The organism is Ancylobacter mangrovi, from assembly GCF_024752355.1.
Lineage (GTDB): Bacteria > Pseudomonadota > Alphaproteobacteria > Rhizobiales > Xanthobacteraceae > Ancylobacter > Ancylobacter mangrovi.
This window is the reverse complement of sequence record NZ_JANTHZ010000007.1, coordinates 155,009-172,957: the sequence shown is the minus strand read 5'-3', so window position 1 is coordinate 172,957 and position 17,949 is coordinate 155,009. Positions and strand designations below refer to the sequence as shown.

Sequence of the window (17,949 nt, the reverse complement as noted above, 5' to 3'; positions counted from 1 at the left end):
CCATGCTGCGGAGAGGATCGCCGGTATTCAAAGAGCGAATGAAACGCGAGACCCAGCCCGAGCCCCGCTTGCGTCAGCATGCGCCGTCCGCCGCATGCCGGCCCGCTGACGTGCCGGAGCGCGCGGTCGCGAAGGGCGGCGTATGACGGAAAATCCGCCGAATGCGCTTCCCGCCTCGCTCCTCGAAGCCGTTGCCCTGACCAAGCGCTTCGGCGCGCTTGTCGCCAACGACCATGTCAGCCTCGCCATCCGCGCCGGCGAGACGCACGCGCTGCTGGGCGAGAACGGCGCCGGCAAGTCGACCCTGGTGAAGATGATGTGCGGGCTGCTGCAGCCCGATTCGGGCGAGCTGCTCTATGAGGGCGCGCCGATCGTCTTCCCCGACCCGGCCTCCTCCCGGGCCAGGGGCGTGGGCGTGGTGTTCCAGCATTTCGCGCTGTTCGATGCGCTCACCGTGGTGGAGAACGTCGCGCTCGGCCTGCCGGGGCACGAGCCGCTCTCCGCGCTCGCCGCGCGCATCGACGACTGCGTGCACCGCTACGGGCTCGCGGTAGAGCCCTGGCGGCGGGTGGGCGAACTCTCGGTGGGCGAGCGCCAGCGCGTGGAGATCGTGCGCTGCCTGCTCGGCGACCCGCGCGTGCTCATCCTCGACGAGCCGACCTCGGTGCTGACGCCGGACGAATCGGAAAACCTGTTCCGCACCGTCGACCTGCTGACCGACGAGGGCCGGGCGGTGCTGTTCATCTCGCACAAGCTCGACGAGGTGCGGCGCCTGTGCCACCGCGCCACCGTGCTGCGCGGCGGCCGCTTCATCGCCGAGGTGGACCCGAAGGCGGAGACGGCGGGCAGCCTCGCCCGCCTCATGGTCGGCGCCGAGGTGCCGCGCCTGCCGCGCGTGCTGGAGCACGAGCTCGGCGAGCCGCGCCTGCTGATCCGCAACCTCAACATTCCCGGCGACGGCTCGCGCGGCTCGGCGCTGCGCGACGTCAATCTGGAGATCCGCGCCGGCGAGATCGTCGGCATTGCCGGCGTGGCGGGCAACGGCCAGACCACGCTGTTCGAGGTGCTGTCCGGCGAGAAGCTGGCGGACGACCAGGAATCCATCGTCATCGACCGCGTGCCGGCCGGCGGGCTCGGCCCGACCGAGCGGCGGGCGCTGCGCGCCGGCTTCGTGCCGGAGGAGCGGCTCGGCCACGCCGCCGCGCCCGACATGCGGCTCTCCGACAACGTGCTGCTGACCACCCACAGCGACGGCGCCATCGTCAAGCTCGGCGTGGTGCGCCATTCGGTGCTGAACGCGCGCTTCCAGGAGATCGTGAAGCGCTTCGACGTGCGCTTCGGCGGGCGCGACCCGAAGGCGCGGCGCCTGTCGGGCGGCAATCTGCAGAAATTCGTCATCGGCCGCGAGGTGCTGCGCGATCCGGTGCTGATCATCGTCGACCAGCCGACCTGGGGCGTCGACGCCGCCGCCGCGGCCTTCATCCGCAACACGTTGCGCGAGAAGGCGGCCGAGGGCTGCGCGGTGCTGGTGATCAGCCAGGACCTCGACGAACTGCTGGAATTCACCGACCGCATCGCGGTGATGTGCGAGGGGCGTCTCACCGTGCCGGTTCCGGTCGCGGAGACCTCGCGCGAGGCGATCGGCCTTGCCATGGGCGGTGCCGAGGATGGCGGGGAGGGCGTCCATGCCGCTTAGGCTGGAACGGCAGGAGAACGTGCCCGCGATCGGGCTGGTCGCGGCGCCGCTGGTGGCTCTGGTGTTCACGCTGGTCGTCGGTGCGGTGATGTTCGCCGCGCTCGGGCAGGACCCGCTGCGCGCCTTCAGCGTCTATTTCATCGAGCCGCTGCTCGACCCCTACACGCAGCAGGAGCTGGTGGTGAAGGCGTGCCCGCTGATGCTGATCGGCGTCGGCCTCGCCTTCTGCTACCGCGCCAACCGCTGGAACATTGGTGCCGAGGGCCAGTATGTGGCCGGCGCCGTGGTCGGCTCCTGGCTCGCCCTCGCCACCCACGGCACCGATGCCGGCCCCTGGGTGCTGCCCGCCATGCTGGCGCTGGGCTTCGTCGGCGGTGCGCTGTGGGGGCTGATCCCGGCCTTCCTGCGCGTGCGCTTCGGCTCCAGCGAGATCCTGACCTCGCTGATGCTGGTCTATGTCGCCCAGCTCGGGCTCGACTACCTGGTCCGCGGCCCGTGGAAGGACCCGCAGGGCTTCAACTTCCCGCAGAGCGTGACCTTCGACGACAACGCCATCATGCCGCTGCTGTCCGACGAGGGGCGCCTGCATGCGGGCATCATCATCGCGGTGGTGGTGGTGATCGCGGCGACCTTCGTGCTCGGGCGCACGCTGATCGGCTTCTCGATCGAGCTCGGCGGCTCGGCCCCGCGCGCGGCGGCCTTTGCCGGCTTCGACGAGCGGCGCGTCACCTATGGCGTGTTCGCGGTCTCGGGCGGCCTCGCCGGGCTCGCAGGCATCATCGAGGTGGCGGGGCCGATCGGCAATCTCCAACCCTCGATCTCGCCGGGCTACGGCTTCACCGCCATCATCGCGGCGATGCTCGGCCGGCTGCACCCGGTGGGCATCCTCGTCGCCAGCCTGGTGCTGGCGCTGACCTATATCGGCGGCGAGGCGGCTCAGATCACCATGCGCATGCCGTTCGACGTCACCCGCGTGTTCCAGGGAACGTTGCTGATCGCGATCCTCGCGGCGGACGTGCTGGTGCGCTACCGCATCCGGCGCGTGGAGGGGACGAGCCATGCTTGATGCCGCCATCATCGGCGCCGTGCTCGCGAGCATCGTCGCCGCCGCCACCACGCTGCTGCTGGCCTCGATCGGCGAGCTGGTGGCCGAGCGGGCGGGCACGCTCAATCTCGGCGTCGAGGGCATGATGATCGTCGGCGCCGCGGTGGGCTACGCCGCCGCCTACGGCTCCGGCAGCCTGATCCTCGGCACCATCGCGGCCATGCTGGCGGGCACGCTGCTCTCCCTCGTCTTCGCCGGCCTCGCGATATGGCTGGCGGCGAACCAGGTGGCCTCGGGCCTCGCCACCACCATTCTCGGCCTCGGCCTTGCCGGCCTCATCGGCTCGCCCTTCGTCGGCACCACGCTCACCGCCGCGCCCGCCCTGCACATCCCGGTCCTCAGCGACCTGCCGATCGTCGGGCCGGTGCTGTTCGGGCAGGACGCCTTCGCCTATGCCTCGATCGCGCTGCTCGCCATCGTGGCCTACGGGCTCGCCCGCACACGAGCCGGGCTGGTGCTGCGCGCGGTCGGCGAAAGCCATGTGGCGGCCCATGCGCTGGGCCATCCGGTGCGCAGGATCCGCACGCTGGCTGTGATGTTCGGCGGCGCCTGCGCGGGGCTGGCGGGGGCGCAGCTCTCGCTCGCCTACACGCCGTTCTGGGCCAGCGACATGACCGCCGGGCGCGGCTGGATCGCGCTGGCGCTGGTGGTGTTCTCGGCCTGGCGCCCGCTGTGGCTGCTCGGCGGCGCCTACCTGTTCGGCGCGGTCTCGATCCTGCAGCTCCACGTGCAGGGCTTCGGCCTCGGCATTCCCTCGCAGCTTCTTTCCTCGCTGCCCTATCTGGCGACGATCGCCGCACTTGTGGTGATATCGGCGCTGAAGCGCGGGCAGGGCGCGCCCGCCTCGCTCGGCGTGCCGTTCGTTCCGGACCGCTGAGGCGGGGCCGGAGCCGTTCAATCCGGCCGCTCCGCGCGGCCCAGCCTCCGCGGTCACGGCCGCGCGGAGGCGGTTCTCCAGCGGTCGTGAAGGATGGGAACGGAGACGTCCATGCGGAAGATCCTGTCGACGGCGCTGGCACTGGCCGCGGGGCTCGCCCTCGCCGGCATGGGTGGCGTGCAGGCGCACGCGGCCGACAAGAAGGTCAAGGCGGCCTGGATCTATATCGGTCCGGTCGGCGATTTCGGTTGGTCGTACCAGCACGACCAGGGCCGCAAGGCGGTGGAGAAGGAGTTCGGCGACAAGGTCGAGACCACCTATGTCGAGAACGTGCCGGAAGGCCCCGACGCCGAGCGCGTGATCGAGCAGCTCGCCCGCGCCGGCAACGACATCATCTTCACCACCTCGTTCGGCTACATGGAGCCGACGCTGAAGGTCGCCAAGCGTCATCCCAAGACCTTCTTCGAGCACGCCACCGGCTACAAGCAGGCCAAGAACATGGCGACCTACAACGCCAAGTTCCATGAGGGCCGCTACATCATCGGCCAGATCGCGGCCAAGATGTCCAAGTCCGGCACCATCGGCTACATCGCCTCGTTCCCGATCCCGGAAGTGATCTCGGGCATCGATTCGATGATGCTCGGCGCGCAGTCGATCAACCCGGACATCAAGATCAAGATCGTCTGGGTGAACTCGTGGTTCGACCCGGCCAAGGAGGCCGACGCGGCCAAGGCGCTGATCGACCAGGGCGCGGACATCATCGCCCAGCACACCGACAGCCCGGCCGCCATGCAGGTCGCCGAGGCGCGCGGCGTGAAGGCGTTCGGCCAGTCCTCCGACATGATCAGCTTCGGCCCGCACGCGCAGCTCACCTCGATCGTCGACAACTGGGCGCCCTATTACATCGAGCGCGTCAAGGAGGTGATGGACGGCACCTGGAAGTCGACCGACACCTGGGCCGGCCTGAAGGACGGCGAGGTGCAGATGGCGCCCTACACCAACATGCCCGACGACGTGAAGAAGATGGCCGAGGATACCGAGGCCAAGATCAAGTCGGGCGAGCTGAACCCCTTCCAGGGCCCGATCTACAACCAGGCCGGCGAGCTGGTGGTCAAGGAGGGCGAGGTGCTGCCCGACAAGGACATCCTCTCGCTGAACTGGTACGTGAAGGGCATCGACGACACGGTACCGGGCAAGTAGGCCGACGGCCGACGGCGCGAGCCCTGGCGGCAGGCGATCAGGGCCCGCCGGCACAGGCTCCGGGCCTGGCCGGCGTTCGCTCCGTGCCCGGCTCTGCGGCACTTCCGGCGGCGCGCCGCACGCCGCCGCCGGACCGGGCGGTCCGCAGGGCGCGTTGCCAAAGGGCCGTTCCTGTGCGATTGCGCAGCCGGGCGGCGCTGCGCGGATCGCGGGCAGGCCCCGCCCGGAGGCGCCGCACCGACACCATGAGCATCCCGCTGGACATCGCCGCGCTGGGTGAGCGCGCGGCGAGCATGATCGAAGAGCTCGGCGCGATCTCGCAGTCGCCCGACAATCTCACCCGTTTCTTCCTCACCCCCGAGCACCGCCGCGCGGCCGATCTCGTCGGCCGCTGGATGCGCGAGGCCGGGCTCGAAGTCAGCGAGGACGCGCTCGGCACGGTGCGCGGCCACTGGCACCCCGCCGGCCCCGACGCGCCGCGCCTGCTGATCGGCTCGCACATCGACACCGTCGCCGACGCCGGCAAGTATGACGGCAGCATGGGCGTCGTCCTCGCCATCCTCGCCATGCAGGCGATCACGCGGCTCGGCCTCACCCGGCCCTACGGCATCGACGTGCTCGCCTTCGGCGACGAGGAGGGCACACGCTTTCCCACCACGCTCTCGGCCTCCGGCGCGGTGGCGGGCATCTTCTCGCCGGCCAACCTTGCCATGGTGGACCCCGACGGCGTCAGCTACCGCGAGGCGCTCGTCGCCTATGGCAAGGACCCGGACGACATTCCCGCCGCGGCCTACGACCCCGACAAGGTGATCGCCTATGTCGAGGCGCATATCGAGCAGGGGCCGGTGCTTGAGGCGGAGGGCGAGCCGCTGGGCGTCGTCACAGCCATCGCCGGCGCCTCGCGGCTGTCGGTGACGGTGACGGGCGAGGCGGGCCATGCGGGCACCGTGCCCATGCGCATGCGCCATGACGCGCTGCTCGGCGCCGCCGAGATGGCGCTGGCGGTCGAGCGCATCGCCCGCGCGGACAAGCACGGCATGGTCGCCACGGTGGGCCGGATGCACATCGATCCCGGCTCGATCAACGTCATCCCCTCGCGCGTGGTGTTCACCGTCGACCTGCGCTCGGGCTCGGACACCTCGCGGCGCGACGCGCTGACCCGCTTCGAGCGCGAGGCGCACCGCATCGCCGGCCAGCGCCAGCTCGGCGTCGTCATCTCGGCGTTCCACGAGGTGGCGACCGTGCCCTGCTATCAGGACCTGCAGCTTCGCCTGCGCCGTGCCATTACCGATGTCGACCATCGCGCCATCGCCATGCCCTCGGGTGCGGGGCATGACGGGCAGGCGATGTCCAAGCTCTGCCCGATCGGCATGCTGTTCGTGCGCTGCCGGGGCGGGATAAGCCACAATCCGGCGGAATTCGCCTCGCCGCAGGACATGGGACTTGCGGCGGCGGCTCTGGTGCGGTTCATCGAGCGCTTCCAACTTCCGCATCTGGAAAACGACACCAGCGGAGCAGAGACGTGACCCTTTCCGACGACGACAGCGCGCAGCTCCTGGCCCGCGAGGTCGAGTTCCTCAAGGCCCTCGTGCGCGTGCCGAGCGACAACCCGCCGGGCGACTGCGCGCCGCATGCCGAGATCGCCGGCCGGCTGCTCGAGGAGATGGGGTTCGCCGTCGAGCACCATGCGGTGCCCGAGCCCTTCGTGAAGACCTACGGCATGAAGTCGGTGGTCAACCTGCTCATCCGCGAGCGCTTCGGCAGCGGCGAGGGGCCGACAATCGCCCTCAACGCCCATGGCGACGTGGTGCCGCCGGGCGAGGGCTGGGCCTTCGACCCCTATGGCGCCGAGGAAAAGGGCGGGGCGATCTACGGGCGCGGCGCGGCGGTCTCCAAGTCGGACTTCGCCACCTATGCCTTCGCCCTGCTGGCGCTCAAGCAGCGCCCGGAAGGGCTCGACGGCACGGTGGAGCTGCATCTCACCTATGACGAGGAGGCCGGCGGCTTTCTCGGGCCGAAATGGCTGCTCGAGCACGAGCTGACCAAGCCCGACTATGCCATCTCCGCCGGCTTCTCCTATGCGGTGGTGATCGCCCATAATGGCTGCCTGCATCTCGAGGTCATCGTGCACGGGCGCCAGGCCCATGCCGCCATGCCCGAGACCGGGGCCGACGCGCTGGAGGCGGCGACCGGCATCCTCGACGCCATCTATGCCGAGCGCCGCCGGCTCTACGGCATCACCAGCACCACGCCGGGCATCGGCTCGCCGAAGATCACGGTCGGGCTGATCTCGGGCGGCATCAACACCAATGTGGTGCCGGACCGCATCGCCATGCGGATCGACCGCCGGCTGACGCCGGAGGAAGACGGCGAGACGGTGGAGGCGGAGCTCGCCGCGCTGATCGAGGCCGCGGCGGAGGGACGGGCGGGCATCGAGGTCGAGTGCCGCCGCATTATCCTCGCCGAGCCGCTGCGCACGGTGCCGGGGACCGAGAAGCTGGTCGAGACGATCCAGAAGCACGCCGCCGAGGTGCTGGGCGAGGTGCCGCCCGCCACCGCGGTGCCGCTCTACACCGACGCGCGCCACTACACGGCGGCCGGCATCCCGACCGTGCTCTACGGCGCCGGGCCGCGCTCCATCCTCGAGGCCAATGCCCATGCCGCCGACGAGCATGTGCGCATTTCCGACCTCGCGGCGGCGACCAAGGTAATCGAGGGTACGCTGCGCGATCTGCTCACGCCGGCGGAGTAGCGACGCCGGCGAACGGAGGCTCGCCGGCCGGGCTTCGGCCGGCTGCCCCGGGAATTAGACGCGCGGCGCGTAAGGCGCGTCGCGCGAGGGCGCTCTAGAAACCGACCGCCGTGCCGTGCAGGTCGTAGGCGTCCGCCCGCTCGATCTTCACGGTGGCGATCTCGCCGACCCTGAGCGGGCGGCGCGAGGCGACATGGACGACGCCGTCGATCTCCGGCGCGTCGGCCTTGGAGCGGCCGACCGCGACCGTCGGGCCGACCGAATCGATGATCACCTGCTGGCGCGTGCCGACCTTGCGGCGGAGCCGGCGCGCGCTGATCTTCTGCTGCGCGCTCATGAAGCGGTCCCAGCGCTCCTGCTTCACCTCTTCCGGCACGGGCGCGCCGAGCTCGTTCGCCGGGGCGCCGGCGACCGGCTCGTATTTGAAGCAGCCGACGCGGTCGAGCTCGGCCTCGTCGAGGAAGTCGATCAGCTCCTGGAACTCGGCCTCGGTCTCGCCGGGGAAGCCGACGATGAAGGTCGAGCGCAGGGTGAGGTCGGGGCAGGCGGCGCGCCAGGCCTGTATGCGCGCCAGCGTCTTCTCCTGCGCGGCGGGGCGCTTCATGCGCTTCAGCACGCTGGGCGAGGCGTGCTGGAACGGGATGTCGAGATAGGGCAGTACCACCCCGTCCGCCATCAGGCCGATCACCTCGTCGACATGGGGATAGGGGTAGACGTAGTGCAGGCGCACCCAGGCCCCGAGCGTGCCGAGCTCGCGGGCGAGGTCGAGGAAGCGCGTGCGCACCTCGCGCGCGTCGCCGTTCCCGTCCTTCCACAGGCTCGGCGCGTAGCGGGTGTCGATGCCATAGGCGGAGGTGTCCTGCGAGATGACGAGGAGCTCCTTCACCCCGGCCGCCACCAGCTTCTCGGCCTCGCGCAGCACATCGCCGGCCGGCCGGCTGACGAGGTCGCCGCGCAGCTTGGGGATGATGCAGAAGGTGCACCGATTGCTGCAACCTTCTGAAATCTTGAGATAAGCGTAGTGCCGCGGCGTCAGCTTGATGCCCTGCGGCGGCACCAGATCGAGGAACGGGTCGTGCCGCGGCGGCACCGCCTGATGGACGGCGGCGAGCACGCTCTCATATTGCTGCGGCCCGGTGACGGCGAGCACGCCGGGATGGGCGGCGCGAATCTGCTTCGGCTCGGCGCCCATGCAGCCGGTGACGATGACCTTGCCGTTCTCCTTCAGCGCCTCGCCGATGGCGGCGAGGCTTTCCGCCTTGGCGCTGTCCAGGAAGCCGCAGGTGTTGACGATGACGAGGTCGGCACCCTCGTGCCGGCGCGAGAGCTCGTAGCCCTCCGAGCGCAGGCTGGTGACGATGCGCTCGGAATCGACGAGCGCCTTGGGACATCCGAGCGAGACGAAGGAAATGCGCGGTGCGTCGCCGCCGCGTGCGTCGTTGAGGGCGTCGGAGGACGCGATATTCGCCATGTTCGGTTCGGCCCGGCTTTATAAGGATCGCGAGCGGTTAATGGAGCCGGGCGCGCTCGTCAACTCACGAGGGCGCGCCCGGCGGGCCCGCGTCGACGATCGCGCCCGCCCTCATCCATGCCAGCCGGGAATCCGCACCGGTCCCGCGATGCCGGGTCGGTAAGGGGCCTCAGGCCGCCTTGTCGCTCATCGAGAGCTCGATGACGCTCTCGAACAGCTCGACCTCGGGATGGCCGAGATAGAGCGGCTTGTTGCCGCCGGCATTGCGGTGCGCGGCGCGGAACGCCTCGGAACGGGTCCAGGCCTCGAAATCGGCCTTGGAGCGCCAGATCGTGTGGGAGGCGTAGAGCGTGTGGTCCTCGCGGTCGGGGCCGCGTAGCAGGCTGAAGGTGACGAAGCCGGGCACGCTGGTGAGCTGGCTGTCACGCTCGCGCCAGACGGTTTCGAAATCGGCTTCGGCGCCCTTCTTTACCTTGAAGCGGTTCATGGCGAGAAACATCGCGCGATCTCCTTGGCTTGGCCCGGCCCGCCAGACTTACCCGAAGCGCCGGCCCCGGTCGATGCTTCGTTCGGGCAAAAAAAGGGGGCGGCCGAAGCCGCCCCGCGGACATCCGGGAGAGACAACCGAACGCCGGATTACTTCAGCTTGTCGACGTCGATGCCGAGGGTGATGGCGCCGACCGCCTGGTCCTTGTCGGAGATGGTCATGCTGACCTGGGCGATGTGCTTGCCGCCGTCTTCCTCGACCGCGTCGACGAAAATCGCGTCCGGACCCGCGCCGTAGGACTTCTGCCACTTGGCCTCGTCCGCCTGCCACATGTCCGAGGTGCCGTCGGTCTGCGCGACGTTGAGGCCGCGGTTGTCCATGACGAAGGCCTCGGTGATGACGCCGCCCGAGGCGTTCTTCTTCTCGACCAGGAAGGCCGCGGCGTCGTTCTTCATGGTGCTGTCCATGAGCGCCTGGTCCTTGGCCTTCCACTTGTTGTCGAGGTCGGTGATGTCGGTCTGCATGAGCCGGGCATGCTTCTTGTTGGACTCGACGATCGCCGCGATGATCACCGGGTCGCTCAGCCAGGGCTGGACGTTCTTCTGCACATAGGCGGTCACCGGCTTGACGTGGGCTGCCTCGTCCTGCGCGAAGCTCGGGGCGACGCCCACAAGGGTCATCGCCGCCGCGACCGCGGCAATCTGGATACGGATGTTCATGACGTTTCCTCCTCAGGGCGGTCTTTCTGCCGCCCGGTCGCAACGTAACATGAAGTATCAACTATAAGGCAATAGGTATTAGACGCTGCATAGCAGCATGAAAGGTCGATGACGCTTCGCAATAGCGAAATAATCGAAAATCATTATGTAGTATATATGTCTATTTTTCCCGCCGCGCGCGATCGATCTGATAATGTTCAGCATCCACGGTCAAGGTCGCGAGGGTGTCCTGATTTGGTGGCAATGAAATCATTCCGCCGCTGCGTAAAGTGGTGGCATGCCACCAGTAATATTATGGGCGGGCCGCGGCGTGCGCGCCAAGTCGCTGGAATGCCACATTCCATGTACGATGCGCCATATTCTTCATGGCAAAAAGTCTCGGTGGATTTCACCAAAAGGTGTGGCCGAATTGTCATGGCCGTCGTGTAAAGTGCTAAAGTCAGCTATCGATTTTGTTGACAGTGTCATTTCGGTCCGCACAGCGGCACACCGGACGGACGGAACACCGGCAGCGCCAAATGCCACAAGGAGATTCCGCGCCATGACCATCAGCTACACGCCCACCCAAAGCGCAGGCCCGCTCGCCCCCGTGGCGCCGGCCACGCCCCGCATTCGTGCCCTGACCGTGCATGTCGGCAGCGAGGTTCTCGAGATCAGCTCGCTGGACAGCGCGATCGCGCTGATACGTTCGCTGCGCCACGACCGGCTCGGCCATTTCGCCGAGATGCTGCTGGCGCAGATGGAATCGGCGCGCACGCCCGAGCAGAAGACGGAGGCCTGGGTCGCCTTCGAGACCTGGTCGGTGGCCTGCGGGCTCCTGCCGGACCATCCGAGCTGGCGCAGCGCGGCCTGAAACCGCCAACGCGAGCGTGTGCGCCCGACCCGGGCGCGCGCGGGGAAGCTGCCTTGAGATTGCCTTGGCCGTGCGGTTGGCTTCGGAAGAGGTCTTCCGTCGGGTAGAGGTCGAGGCATTGGCGGCACGGTGAGGGTAATCGAGCGTTTTTTCTTCCTGCTGGCCTCGTTTCTGGCGGTGCTGCCGGCTCTCACCGTGTGGTCTCCCGCCCCGGCCGAAGCGCAGGATCAGCCCGCTGCCGCGGCGCAGCCGCCGCTGGTGCTGCTGCTCGACGGGCTGGGCGTCTATGTCGAGACCGACTATGTCGGTGTCTCGGCCCTGGCGCGGCCGCTGCGCCAGCAGGGCTTCCGCACCCGGACCGATACCCACCTGATGAACAAGACCAGGGGGATCGTGCCGGACATCATCATCGGCCATTCGATGGGCGGCGACACGGCCCTGCGCTATGCGCGCAAGCTCGTCGCCTCCGGCCAGCCGGCGCCCCTGGTCATCACCATAGATGCCGCGCCGGCGCCGCCCTCCTGCCCGGTGGCGCGCTGCATCAACATTCACGGGCCCGGCTTTCCCAATGTGCGCGGCGCGCTCAACATCGACGCCTGGGCATCGGGGGCGAAGTTCGTGGCCCATGCGCAGCTGCCGACCCATCCGGCGGTCGAGGCGATCATCCTCAACAGGACGTCCGACTTCATGAGGCAGCGCGAAGCGCGGGCCGTACCGACACCGCCGACCGCTCCGGCGGAGGCGGAGCAGGGCGCGCCCGCCGCCTCGTCATCCTCCTCCGCGCCAGCGGCCTCTACGGCGCCGGCCAAGCCGCAATGGACGGCTCCGGGCTGGTCGGCCCCGAACTGGAGCTTTCCCGGCATGAACCTCAACGGCGGGTAGGTCTGCCGCCGTGGGGCGGCGGTTCGGGCGTCTAGGGCGTCTTCTCGCCCCAGCGGCAGACCGTGCCGCTGTCGAGCCCGAACAGGTCGAGTGCCCGGCCGACGCTGTGGCGGACCATCTCGTCGATCGACTGCGGGCGTGCGTAGAAGGCGGGCACGGGCGGCATGACGATGGCGCCCATCTCGGTCGCTTGCGCCATGCTGCGCAGATGGCCGAGATGCAGCGGCGTCTCGCGCACCATCAGCACCAGCCGGCGCCGCTCCTTCAGCACCACGTCGGCGGCGCGGGTGAGCAGGCCGCTGGTCACGCCGGTGGCGATCTCCGACAGGCTGCGGATCGAGCATGGCACCACCAGCATGCCCATGGTGCGGAACGAGCCGCTGGAGATGGCGGCGCCGATGTCGTCGGCCTTGTAGGTGACGCTGGCGAGCGCCTGCACCTCGGCCACCTTCAGCCGGGTCTCGTGCGCCAGCGTGATCTGCGCCGAGCGGGTCATCACGAGATGGGTCTCGATGCCAAGTCCGCGCAGCATCTCCAGCGCGCTCACGCCGTAGATCGCGCCCGACGCGCCGCTGATGCCGACGATCAGCCGCCGCGGGCCGGGCGCGCCCGCCGATGCCGGGATGTCGCTCAAATGCGGAACTCGTCGCCGCGCTTGCGACCCTGCGACAGGTCGACGAACAGCTCGTCGAGCGGCATCGGGCGGCGGGTGAGCCCCTGCTCGTGCGAATAGCCGGCGAGTGTCTCCAGCGTTTGGCGGTTCTTCCCGGTAAGGCCGTATTCCCACGGGTCCTTGCCGAGAACCTCCTCCTGCTCCTCCCACGCCTCGCGATACCAGGCGAGGGGCACGAGGCGCGGGTTCTCCATCCGCTTCATGGCGATCGCCTTGGCCTCGTTGAACGCGTGGAACATGTTGATCGCCACCCACGGATGCTGCGCTAGCACCTCGTTCTTGATGCCAAGCACATGCATGATCGGGAAGATTCCCGTCTTCTTATAATACGCCTGCTCCTCGGCCTTGTAGTCCGGGAACAGGCGGCCGACGCGCGGGTCCTTGTTGACGATCGGCTTGATCAGGCTGGAATGGATGAGCGCGTCGATCTCGCCCTCCGCCAGCATCGTCTCCACCGACTTGTCGTGCGACAGCCGGTTCAGCCGAAGCCCGGGCGGCGGCACGAAGTCGACGTCCTCGTCGAGCTCGGCATACCAGTCGATCGACTTGTGCGGCACCCCGTATTCATGCTCGAGGATGCCACGCATCCAGTGGCCGGCGGTGACCAGGAACGACTTGATGCCGACCTTCCTGCCGATCAGATCGCTCGGCTTGGTGATGCCCTTCGAGGTGTTGATGTAGACGAAGCCGTGGCGGAAGCGTCGGTGCAGGAACACCGGCAGGGCGTTGAGCTCGTAGCCGTAGTCGCGCGCCACCACATAGGACGAGGCGGAGGTCTCGGCCATGTCGAAGTCGCCATTGCGCAGGAAGCGCCAGTGCCGCGTCGTCGAATCCATCGAGGTCAGCACGGTGAGGTCGATGCCGTCCGGCTTGACGACGCCCTCCTTCAGGGGGCGCACAATCTCGTAGTCGCCACAGGCCAGGGTCAGCGGAATCTTGACGGACATGGGGGTTCCTTGCGCTGGGAGAGCCGCGGGTGCGGTGCGTGAGCGAGGCGTCACATGGAGGGGAAGAACGGGCGGAGCGCCGGGAACATCTGGCCCAGCACCGTCTCCGGCCACGGGATGTGGATGATCTGGTCGAACAGCACGTAGATGAAGAGCGTCAGGATGATCGCCTGCGGCAGCACCAGCTTCCACGGCTCGCGCCCTTCCAGCCGCATGAAGGCGACGACGAAGATCGGCACGGTCGGGATCAGGCCGATCAGGGCCATCGAGACCATGAAGCCGAGCAGCCAGCCGAAGAAGACCGACGCGCGCAGCAGCACGGTGCGGCGCGGCAGGTGGCCGGTGTCGGATTCGAGATCCATGTGGATCCGGTCCCCGACCTCGTGGCGCGCCGAGCCTTCCGCGTCGAGCCCGGCCGGCACCGGCGGCAGGAACATCCGGTTGAGCAGGCTGATGGTCGCGAGGACGAGCGCGATGCCGCCCACCGTCGCCGGCACGATCATCGCGTTCTGGCGCCAGCCCGAGGCCTGCCAGAGCATCACCGCGAACAGCGCGATCAGCGCCACCGTGAACAGGTCGCTGGCGTGGAAATGCGGGCGCGGGGAAAACCGCGAGGTGACGCCCCGTATGCCGCCCAGCGCGCGGATGTCCTGCACCAGCGGGCGCATCAGCCCGTAGAAGGCGAGGGCGAACAGAAGGATCACCAGTGGCCGGGTGAACCAGTCCACGCCGTAGCGCTCGACCGAAATGAACAAGTAGCGCTCGATCGTGTCGCCGAGCACGAAGCCGAGGATGAGCGGCGCGCGCGGCCAGTTGAGCTGCTTCATGACCCAGCCGAAAATGCCGAGCAGCAGCAGCGCGTAGAGGTCGCCCCAACTGCGCGAGCCCTCGAACGCGCCGATATAGATGATGCCGAGCACCGACGGCAGGATCAGCGTGTAGCGCAGGGTGGCGAGCCGGGCGAAGTGGCCGCTGAACAGGTAGCAGATGCCTGCGCCCAGCACGTTGGCGATCGCGATCGACCACACCATCGAATAGGAGAGCTGGAGGTGCTTGGTCAGCATGTCCGGCCCGGGCACCAGCCCGTGGAACAGGAACGCGCCGAGCAGCACCGCCATGCCCGCGCTTCCCGGCACGCCGAAGGCGATGGTCGGGATGAGGGCGCCGCCTTCCTTCGCGTTGTTCGAACTCTCCGAGGCGATGACGCCGCGCACGTCGCCCTTGCCGAAGGTCTTGGCGGCATCCTTCTCGGTGCGCAGGGCGTGGCCATAGGCGAGCCAGTCGATCACCGAGCCGCCGATGCCGGGAATGATGCCGAAGCCGGCGCCGATCCAACTGCAGCGCAGCACGAGCCACCAGTTGCGGAAGCAGTCGCGCGCGCCCTGCAGCATGCCGGTGGCGATGCTGTAGCGCGCCGTCGGCGAGATCGAGGTGCGCGCGATCAGCAGGTCGCACAGCTCGGGCAGCGCGAACAGGCCGAGAATCAGCGGCATCAGCGGCAGGCCGTCCCACAGGTAGAAGCTGCCGAGCGTCCAGCGCAGCGTGCCGGTCTGCGGGTCGGCGCCGATCATGGCCAGCATCACGCCGAGGCAGGCGGCAACGAGGCCGCGCAGCGGGGCCTTGCCGGAGAGCACGGCGACGGCGGAAATGCCGAACACGGCGAAGGCCAGCAGTTCGGGCGAGCCGACATAGAGCACGATCGGCTGCAGCAGGGGCAGGGTGAAGCCCATCAGCACGGCGCCGAACAGGCCGCCCAGCATGGACGACATATAGGCCGCGCTCAGCGCTCGCCCGGCCTCGCCGCGCTTGGCCATCGGCAGGCCGTCGAGCACGGTGGCGGCCGAACCCGCGCCGCCCGGCACGCCAAACATGATCGCCGGAATGGGATCGCCGGTGGCTGTGGTCGCACCTAGCCCGAGCAGGAAGGCGAAGGCGGTGTAGGTGTCCATGCCGACCGTGAAGGGCAGCAGCAGCGCGGTGCCCGCCAGCCCGCCGATGCCCGGCAGAATGCCCACGACGATGCCGAGCAGCACGCCCAGGCCCAGGAACATGAGCCGATGGACGTCCATCAGGATCAGCAGGGCCTGGCCTGCCGCGTCGATCATCGATCCGTCCACAATTCCCCCTCGTGGCGCTTGTAGCCGCCTCCCGGGCGGCGACCCGATTTTGGAAGGTCCGCGGCTTGCATCTCCGCGTGTCATGGAGGCGGGCGTTTCGGTCCGCCATTCGGTCGATCTTCCGGCACAAAATCGCAGCTTTCAACCGAAAAAATGACAATGTGCAAATTTTGCTACTTCAGGCCAAAAATGTTTCGCTAAGTTAGTAGACCATTGGTTTCCCACGCTTAGCGCCCCCGCCCTGGCGTCGCCGATGCCGCCGTAACTGGGAACTTGGCAGGGAAATCGTACGATCGTGCTGACTGTTAAAAAAACGGCACTTGGGTTGATTTTGGAACAAGACCTGCGTTAGCTTCCGCCGCGAAGGTGCTGACATCGCCGTCCCGCCGCTGCGGCAGGGGATGGCCCGGCGGCGCATCCCGAGCCGCTATGCAGGTTTCCATATGACAAACACGATGCTGACGACCCTGAGCAAACCACAGCTCGCCGCGAACTATGCGTCGGGCCTGTGGTGCGACGAGACGGTGTATGCGCTGGCGCTCGGCCACGCGCAGCGCACGCCCGATGCTCCGGCCGGACGCAATTCCTCGGGCGTCGTCAGCTATGGAGAACTGGTGGAGGCGGCCGATCGGCTGGCGGCGGATCTGGCGGCGGCGGGCGTCGCCCCGGGCCAGCGCGTCGCGGTGTGGATGCCGAGCCGGATCGAGACCATGGTCGCCTTGCTGGCCTGCTCGCGCAACGGCTATGTCTGTTGCCCGTCCCTGCACCGCAACCACACCGTCGCCGAGATCATCGAGCTGGTCGAGCGCATGCACGCGGCGGCGGTGATCACCGAGCGCGGCTACGGCGCGGATGGCGACCGGCACGACTTCCTCAAGGCCCTGGAAGGATGCACCGGCGTGCGCCGCGTCCATGCGCTGCCGCCGCGGCGCGCCGGGGAGGTCGGCGAGCGCCTGTTCCCGGCGATCGCGGCCGGCGGCGACGACCTGCCGGTGGCGCAGGACGCGAATGCGGTGCTCTATCTCGCCTTCACCTCCGGCACGACGGGCAGGCCGAAGGGGGTGATGCATTCGGCGAACACGCTGCTCGCCAATGCGCGCGCCATCGTCGCCGACTGGTCGATCGACCGGCACTCCGTCATCTATACGCTGAGCCCGCTCAGCCACAATCTCGGCTTCGGCGCCATGATCGCCGCGCTTCTTGTCGGGGCGGAGCTGGTGGTCCACGACCTGCCGGCGCGCTCCAGCATCGCCGAGCGGATCGTCGAGACCGGCACGACCTTCATGTTCGGCGTGCCGACCCACGCCATCGACCTGCTGCGCGAGCTCGAGGCGCGGGGCTGGTCGGAGGTCGGCAAGCTGAAGGGCTTCCGCATTTCCGGGGCGGCGGCCCCGCGCGACGTTGTCGCGCGCCTGCTGCAGCACGGCGTGGTGCCGCAGAGCGGCTACGGCATGACCGAGGCCGGCTCGCACCACTACACGCTGCCGGACGACGATCCCGAGCTCATCGTCAGCAGCTCCGGCCGCGCCTGCCGCGGCTTCGAGGTGCGCATCTGGTCGACCGAGAATCCCGAAATCGAGGTGCCGGCCGGCACGGTCGGGCAGATCGGCAGCCGCGGCGCCAGCCTGATGCTGGGCTATTTCGACGACCAGAGCGCCACCGAAGGCTCCTTCAACGCCCAGGGCTGGTTCATGACCGGCGACCTCGGCTGGATGGACGAGGCCGGCTATCTGCGCATCAGCGGCCGCAAGAAGGACGTCATCATCCGCGGCGGCCACAACATCTATCCGGCCCGCATCGAGGCGCTCGCCATGCGCCACCGCGACGTCGAGCGCGTCGCCGCCGTGCCGGTGGCCGACGAGCGGCTGGGCGAGAGGGTCTGCCTCGCCGTGATGCCGGTCGCGGGCCGCACAGTGACCGGGGCGCAGATGCTGGAGCACCTCGACGCCGAGGGCCTCTCCAAGTTCGACATGCCCGAATACTTTCTGCTGCTCGACGACATTCCGCTGACGGCGAGCGGCAAGATCCTCAAGCGCGACATCATCGACCGAGTGCGCGCGGGCACGCTCGTGCCGGTCTCGGTGCGCTGGCAGAGCAAGCCGGCGACGGGCTCGACGGGAGAGGGCGGCACGCCCGCCATGGCGGCCTCGCCGGCGCAGGGCGATTGAGG

General features: G+C 68.7%; 15 protein-coding genes. 9 read left to right on the top strand and 6 right to left on the bottom strand.

The features are described from left to right. Positions 1-142 precede the first annotated feature (142 nt). The 6 genes from NVS89_RS15905 (at position 143) to NVS89_RS15880 (ending at position 7,630) form a co-directional block, all read left to right on the top strand. Positions 143-1,696 (top strand): ABC transporter ATP-binding protein, encoded by a 1,554-nt coding sequence (locus NVS89_RS15905; RefSeq protein WP_258733747.1) that lies wholly within the window; start codon positions 143-145, stop codon positions 1,694-1,696. Then, on the top strand, positions 1,686-2,762 hold the full coding sequence (locus tag NVS89_RS15900) for an ABC transporter permease (protein ID WP_258733746.1): 1,077 nt from the start codon (positions 1,686-1,688) through the stop codon (positions 2,760-2,762). Before NVS89_RS15905 ends, NVS89_RS15900 begins: the two co-directional genes overlap by 11 nt. Then, on the top strand, positions 2,755-3,678 hold the full coding sequence (locus tag NVS89_RS15895; RefSeq protein WP_258733745.1) for an ABC transporter permease: 924 nt from the start codon (positions 2,755-2,757) through the stop codon (positions 3,676-3,678). Before NVS89_RS15900 ends, NVS89_RS15895 begins: the two co-directional genes overlap by 8 nt. A 111-nt stretch (positions 3,679-3,789) precedes the next feature. After that, positions 3,790-4,878 carry a BMP family ABC transporter substrate-binding protein gene (locus NVS89_RS15890; protein WP_258733744.1) on the top strand — a complete coding sequence of 363 codons (1,089 nt, stop codon included), beginning with the start codon at positions 3,790-3,792 and terminating at the stop codon, positions 4,876-4,878. A gap of 245 nt (positions 4,879-5,123) precedes the next feature. Then, the gene (locus NVS89_RS15885) at positions 5,124-6,404 is read left to right on the top strand and encodes an allantoate amidohydrolase (protein ID WP_258733743.1); all 1,281 of its coding nucleotides are present in this window, start codon (positions 5,124-5,126) and stop codon (positions 6,402-6,404) included. Continuing rightward, the gene (locus NVS89_RS15880) at positions 6,401-7,630 is read left to right on the top strand and encodes an ArgE/DapE family deacylase (RefSeq protein ID WP_258733742.1); all 1,230 of its coding nucleotides are present in this window, start codon (positions 6,401-6,403) and stop codon (positions 7,628-7,630) included. The genes NVS89_RS15885 and NVS89_RS15880 overlap by 4 nt, the downstream gene beginning before the upstream one ends. A gap of 94 nt (positions 7,631-7,724) precedes the next feature. On the opposite strand, the gene rimO is transcribed toward NVS89_RS15880, so the two are convergent. The 3 genes from rimO to NVS89_RS15865 all read right to left on the bottom strand — a co-directional run bounded on the left by rimO (position 7,725) and on the right by NVS89_RS15865 (position 10,307). After that, positions 7,725-9,101, bottom strand: a complete 1,377-nt coding sequence (gene rimO / locus NVS89_RS15875) for a 30S ribosomal protein S12 methylthiotransferase RimO (protein ID WP_258733741.1) — start codon at positions 9,099-9,101, stop codon at positions 7,725-7,727. Between the two features lie 169 nt (positions 9,102-9,270). After that, positions 9,271-9,600 (bottom strand): heme-degrading protein HmuQ, encoded by a 330-nt coding sequence (gene hmuQ, locus NVS89_RS15870; protein ID WP_258733740.1) that lies wholly within the window; start codon positions 9,598-9,600, stop codon positions 9,271-9,273. Positions 9,601-9,737: 137 nt separating this feature from the next. Further along, positions 9,738-10,307: a hypothetical protein gene (locus NVS89_RS15865; RefSeq protein WP_258733739.1), complete on the bottom strand. Its 570-nt coding sequence runs from the start codon at positions 10,305-10,307 to the stop codon at positions 9,738-9,740. Positions 10,308-10,848: 541 nt separating this feature from the next. On the opposite strand from NVS89_RS15865, the gene NVS89_RS15860 reads away from it, so the two are divergent. Both NVS89_RS15860 and NVS89_RS15855 read left to right on the top strand, forming a co-directional pair. Continuing rightward, positions 10,849-11,160: a hypothetical protein gene (locus NVS89_RS15860; RefSeq protein ID WP_258733738.1), complete on the top strand. Its 312-nt coding sequence runs from the start codon at positions 10,849-10,851 to the stop codon at positions 11,158-11,160. A 129-nt stretch (positions 11,161-11,289) separates the two neighbouring features. Further along, entirely contained in the window at positions 11,290-12,042 is a 753-nt protein-coding gene (locus NVS89_RS15855) for a hypothetical protein (protein WP_258733737.1), read from the top strand. Positions 12,043-12,073: 31 nt separating this feature from the next. Here the strand turns inward: NVS89_RS15855 and NVS89_RS15850 are convergent, their stop codons facing one another. Genes NVS89_RS15850 through NVS89_RS15840 form a run of 3 tightly spaced genes read right to left on the bottom strand, consistent with a single transcriptional unit; the run spans position 12,074 to position 15,767 of the window. Beyond that, the gene (locus NVS89_RS15850; protein WP_258733873.1) at positions 12,074-12,667 is read right to left on the bottom strand and encodes a UbiX family flavin prenyltransferase; all 594 of its coding nucleotides are present in this window, start codon (positions 12,665-12,667) and stop codon (positions 12,074-12,076) included. A 5-nt stretch (positions 12,668-12,672) separates the two neighbouring features. Continuing rightward, positions 12,673-13,662 carry an ABC transporter substrate-binding protein gene (locus NVS89_RS15845; RefSeq protein ID WP_258733736.1) on the bottom strand — a complete coding sequence of 330 codons (990 nt, stop codon included), beginning with the start codon at positions 13,660-13,662 and terminating at the stop codon, positions 12,673-12,675. A 50-nt stretch (positions 13,663-13,712) separates the two neighbouring features. Beyond that, the gene (locus NVS89_RS15840) at positions 13,713-15,767 is read right to left on the bottom strand and encodes a tripartite tricarboxylate transporter permease (RefSeq protein WP_258733735.1); all 2,055 of its coding nucleotides are present in this window, start codon (positions 15,765-15,767) and stop codon (positions 13,713-13,715) included. Positions 15,768-16,234: 467 nt separating this feature from the next. Here NVS89_RS15840 and NVS89_RS15835 point away from each other — a divergent pair, with 467 nt between their 5' ends. After that, positions 16,235-17,947, top strand: a complete 1,713-nt coding sequence (locus NVS89_RS15835) for a class I adenylate-forming enzyme family protein (protein ID WP_258733734.1) — start codon at positions 16,235-16,237, stop codon at positions 17,945-17,947. Positions 17,948-17,949 lie beyond the last annotated feature (2 nt).

What these genes read in the sequence shown, in the direction of transcription:
- NVS89_RS15905 (WP_258733747.1), top strand. Translation starts at nt 143, where the DNA reads ATGACGGAAAATCCGCCGAATGCGCTTCCCGCCTCGCTCCTCGAAGCC.
- NVS89_RS15900 (WP_258733746.1), top strand. Translation starts at nt 1,686, where the DNA reads ATGCCGCTTAGGCTGGAACGGCAGGAGAACGTGCCCGCGATCGGGCTG.
- NVS89_RS15895 (WP_258733745.1), top strand. Translation starts at nt 2,755, where the DNA reads ATGCTTGATGCCGCCATCATCGGCGCCGTGCTCGCGAGCATCGTCGCC.
- NVS89_RS15890 (WP_258733744.1), top strand. Translation starts at nt 3,790, where the DNA reads ATGCGGAAGATCCTGTCGACGGCGCTGGCACTGGCCGCGGGGCTCGCC.
- NVS89_RS15885 (WP_258733743.1), top strand. Translation starts at nt 5,124, where the DNA reads ATGAGCATCCCGCTGGACATCGCCGCGCTGGGTGAGCGCGCGGCGAGC.
- rimO (WP_258733741.1), bottom strand. Translation starts at nt 9,101, where the DNA reads ATGGCGAATATCGCGTCCTCCGACGCCCTCAACGACGCACGCGGCGGC.
- hmuQ (WP_258733740.1), bottom strand. Translation starts at nt 9,600, where the DNA reads ATGTTTCTCGCCATGAACCGCTTCAAGGTAAAGAAGGGCGCCGAAGCC.
- NVS89_RS15865 (WP_258733739.1), bottom strand. Translation starts at nt 10,307, where the DNA reads ATGAACATCCGTATCCAGATTGCCGCGGTCGCGGCGGCGATGACCCTT.
- NVS89_RS15860 (WP_258733738.1), top strand. Translation starts at nt 10,849, where the DNA reads ATGACCATCAGCTACACGCCCACCCAAAGCGCAGGCCCGCTCGCCCCC.
- NVS89_RS15845 (WP_258733736.1), bottom strand. Translation starts at nt 13,662, where the DNA reads ATGTCCGTCAAGATTCCGCTGACCCTGGCCTGTGGCGACTACGAGATT.
- NVS89_RS15840 (WP_258733735.1), bottom strand. Translation starts at nt 15,767, where the DNA reads ATGATCGACGCGGCAGGCCAGGCCCTGCTGATCCTGATGGACGTCCAT.
- NVS89_RS15835 (WP_258733734.1), top strand. Translation starts at nt 16,235, where the DNA reads ATGCTGACGACCCTGAGCAAACCACAGCTCGCCGCGAACTATGCGTCG.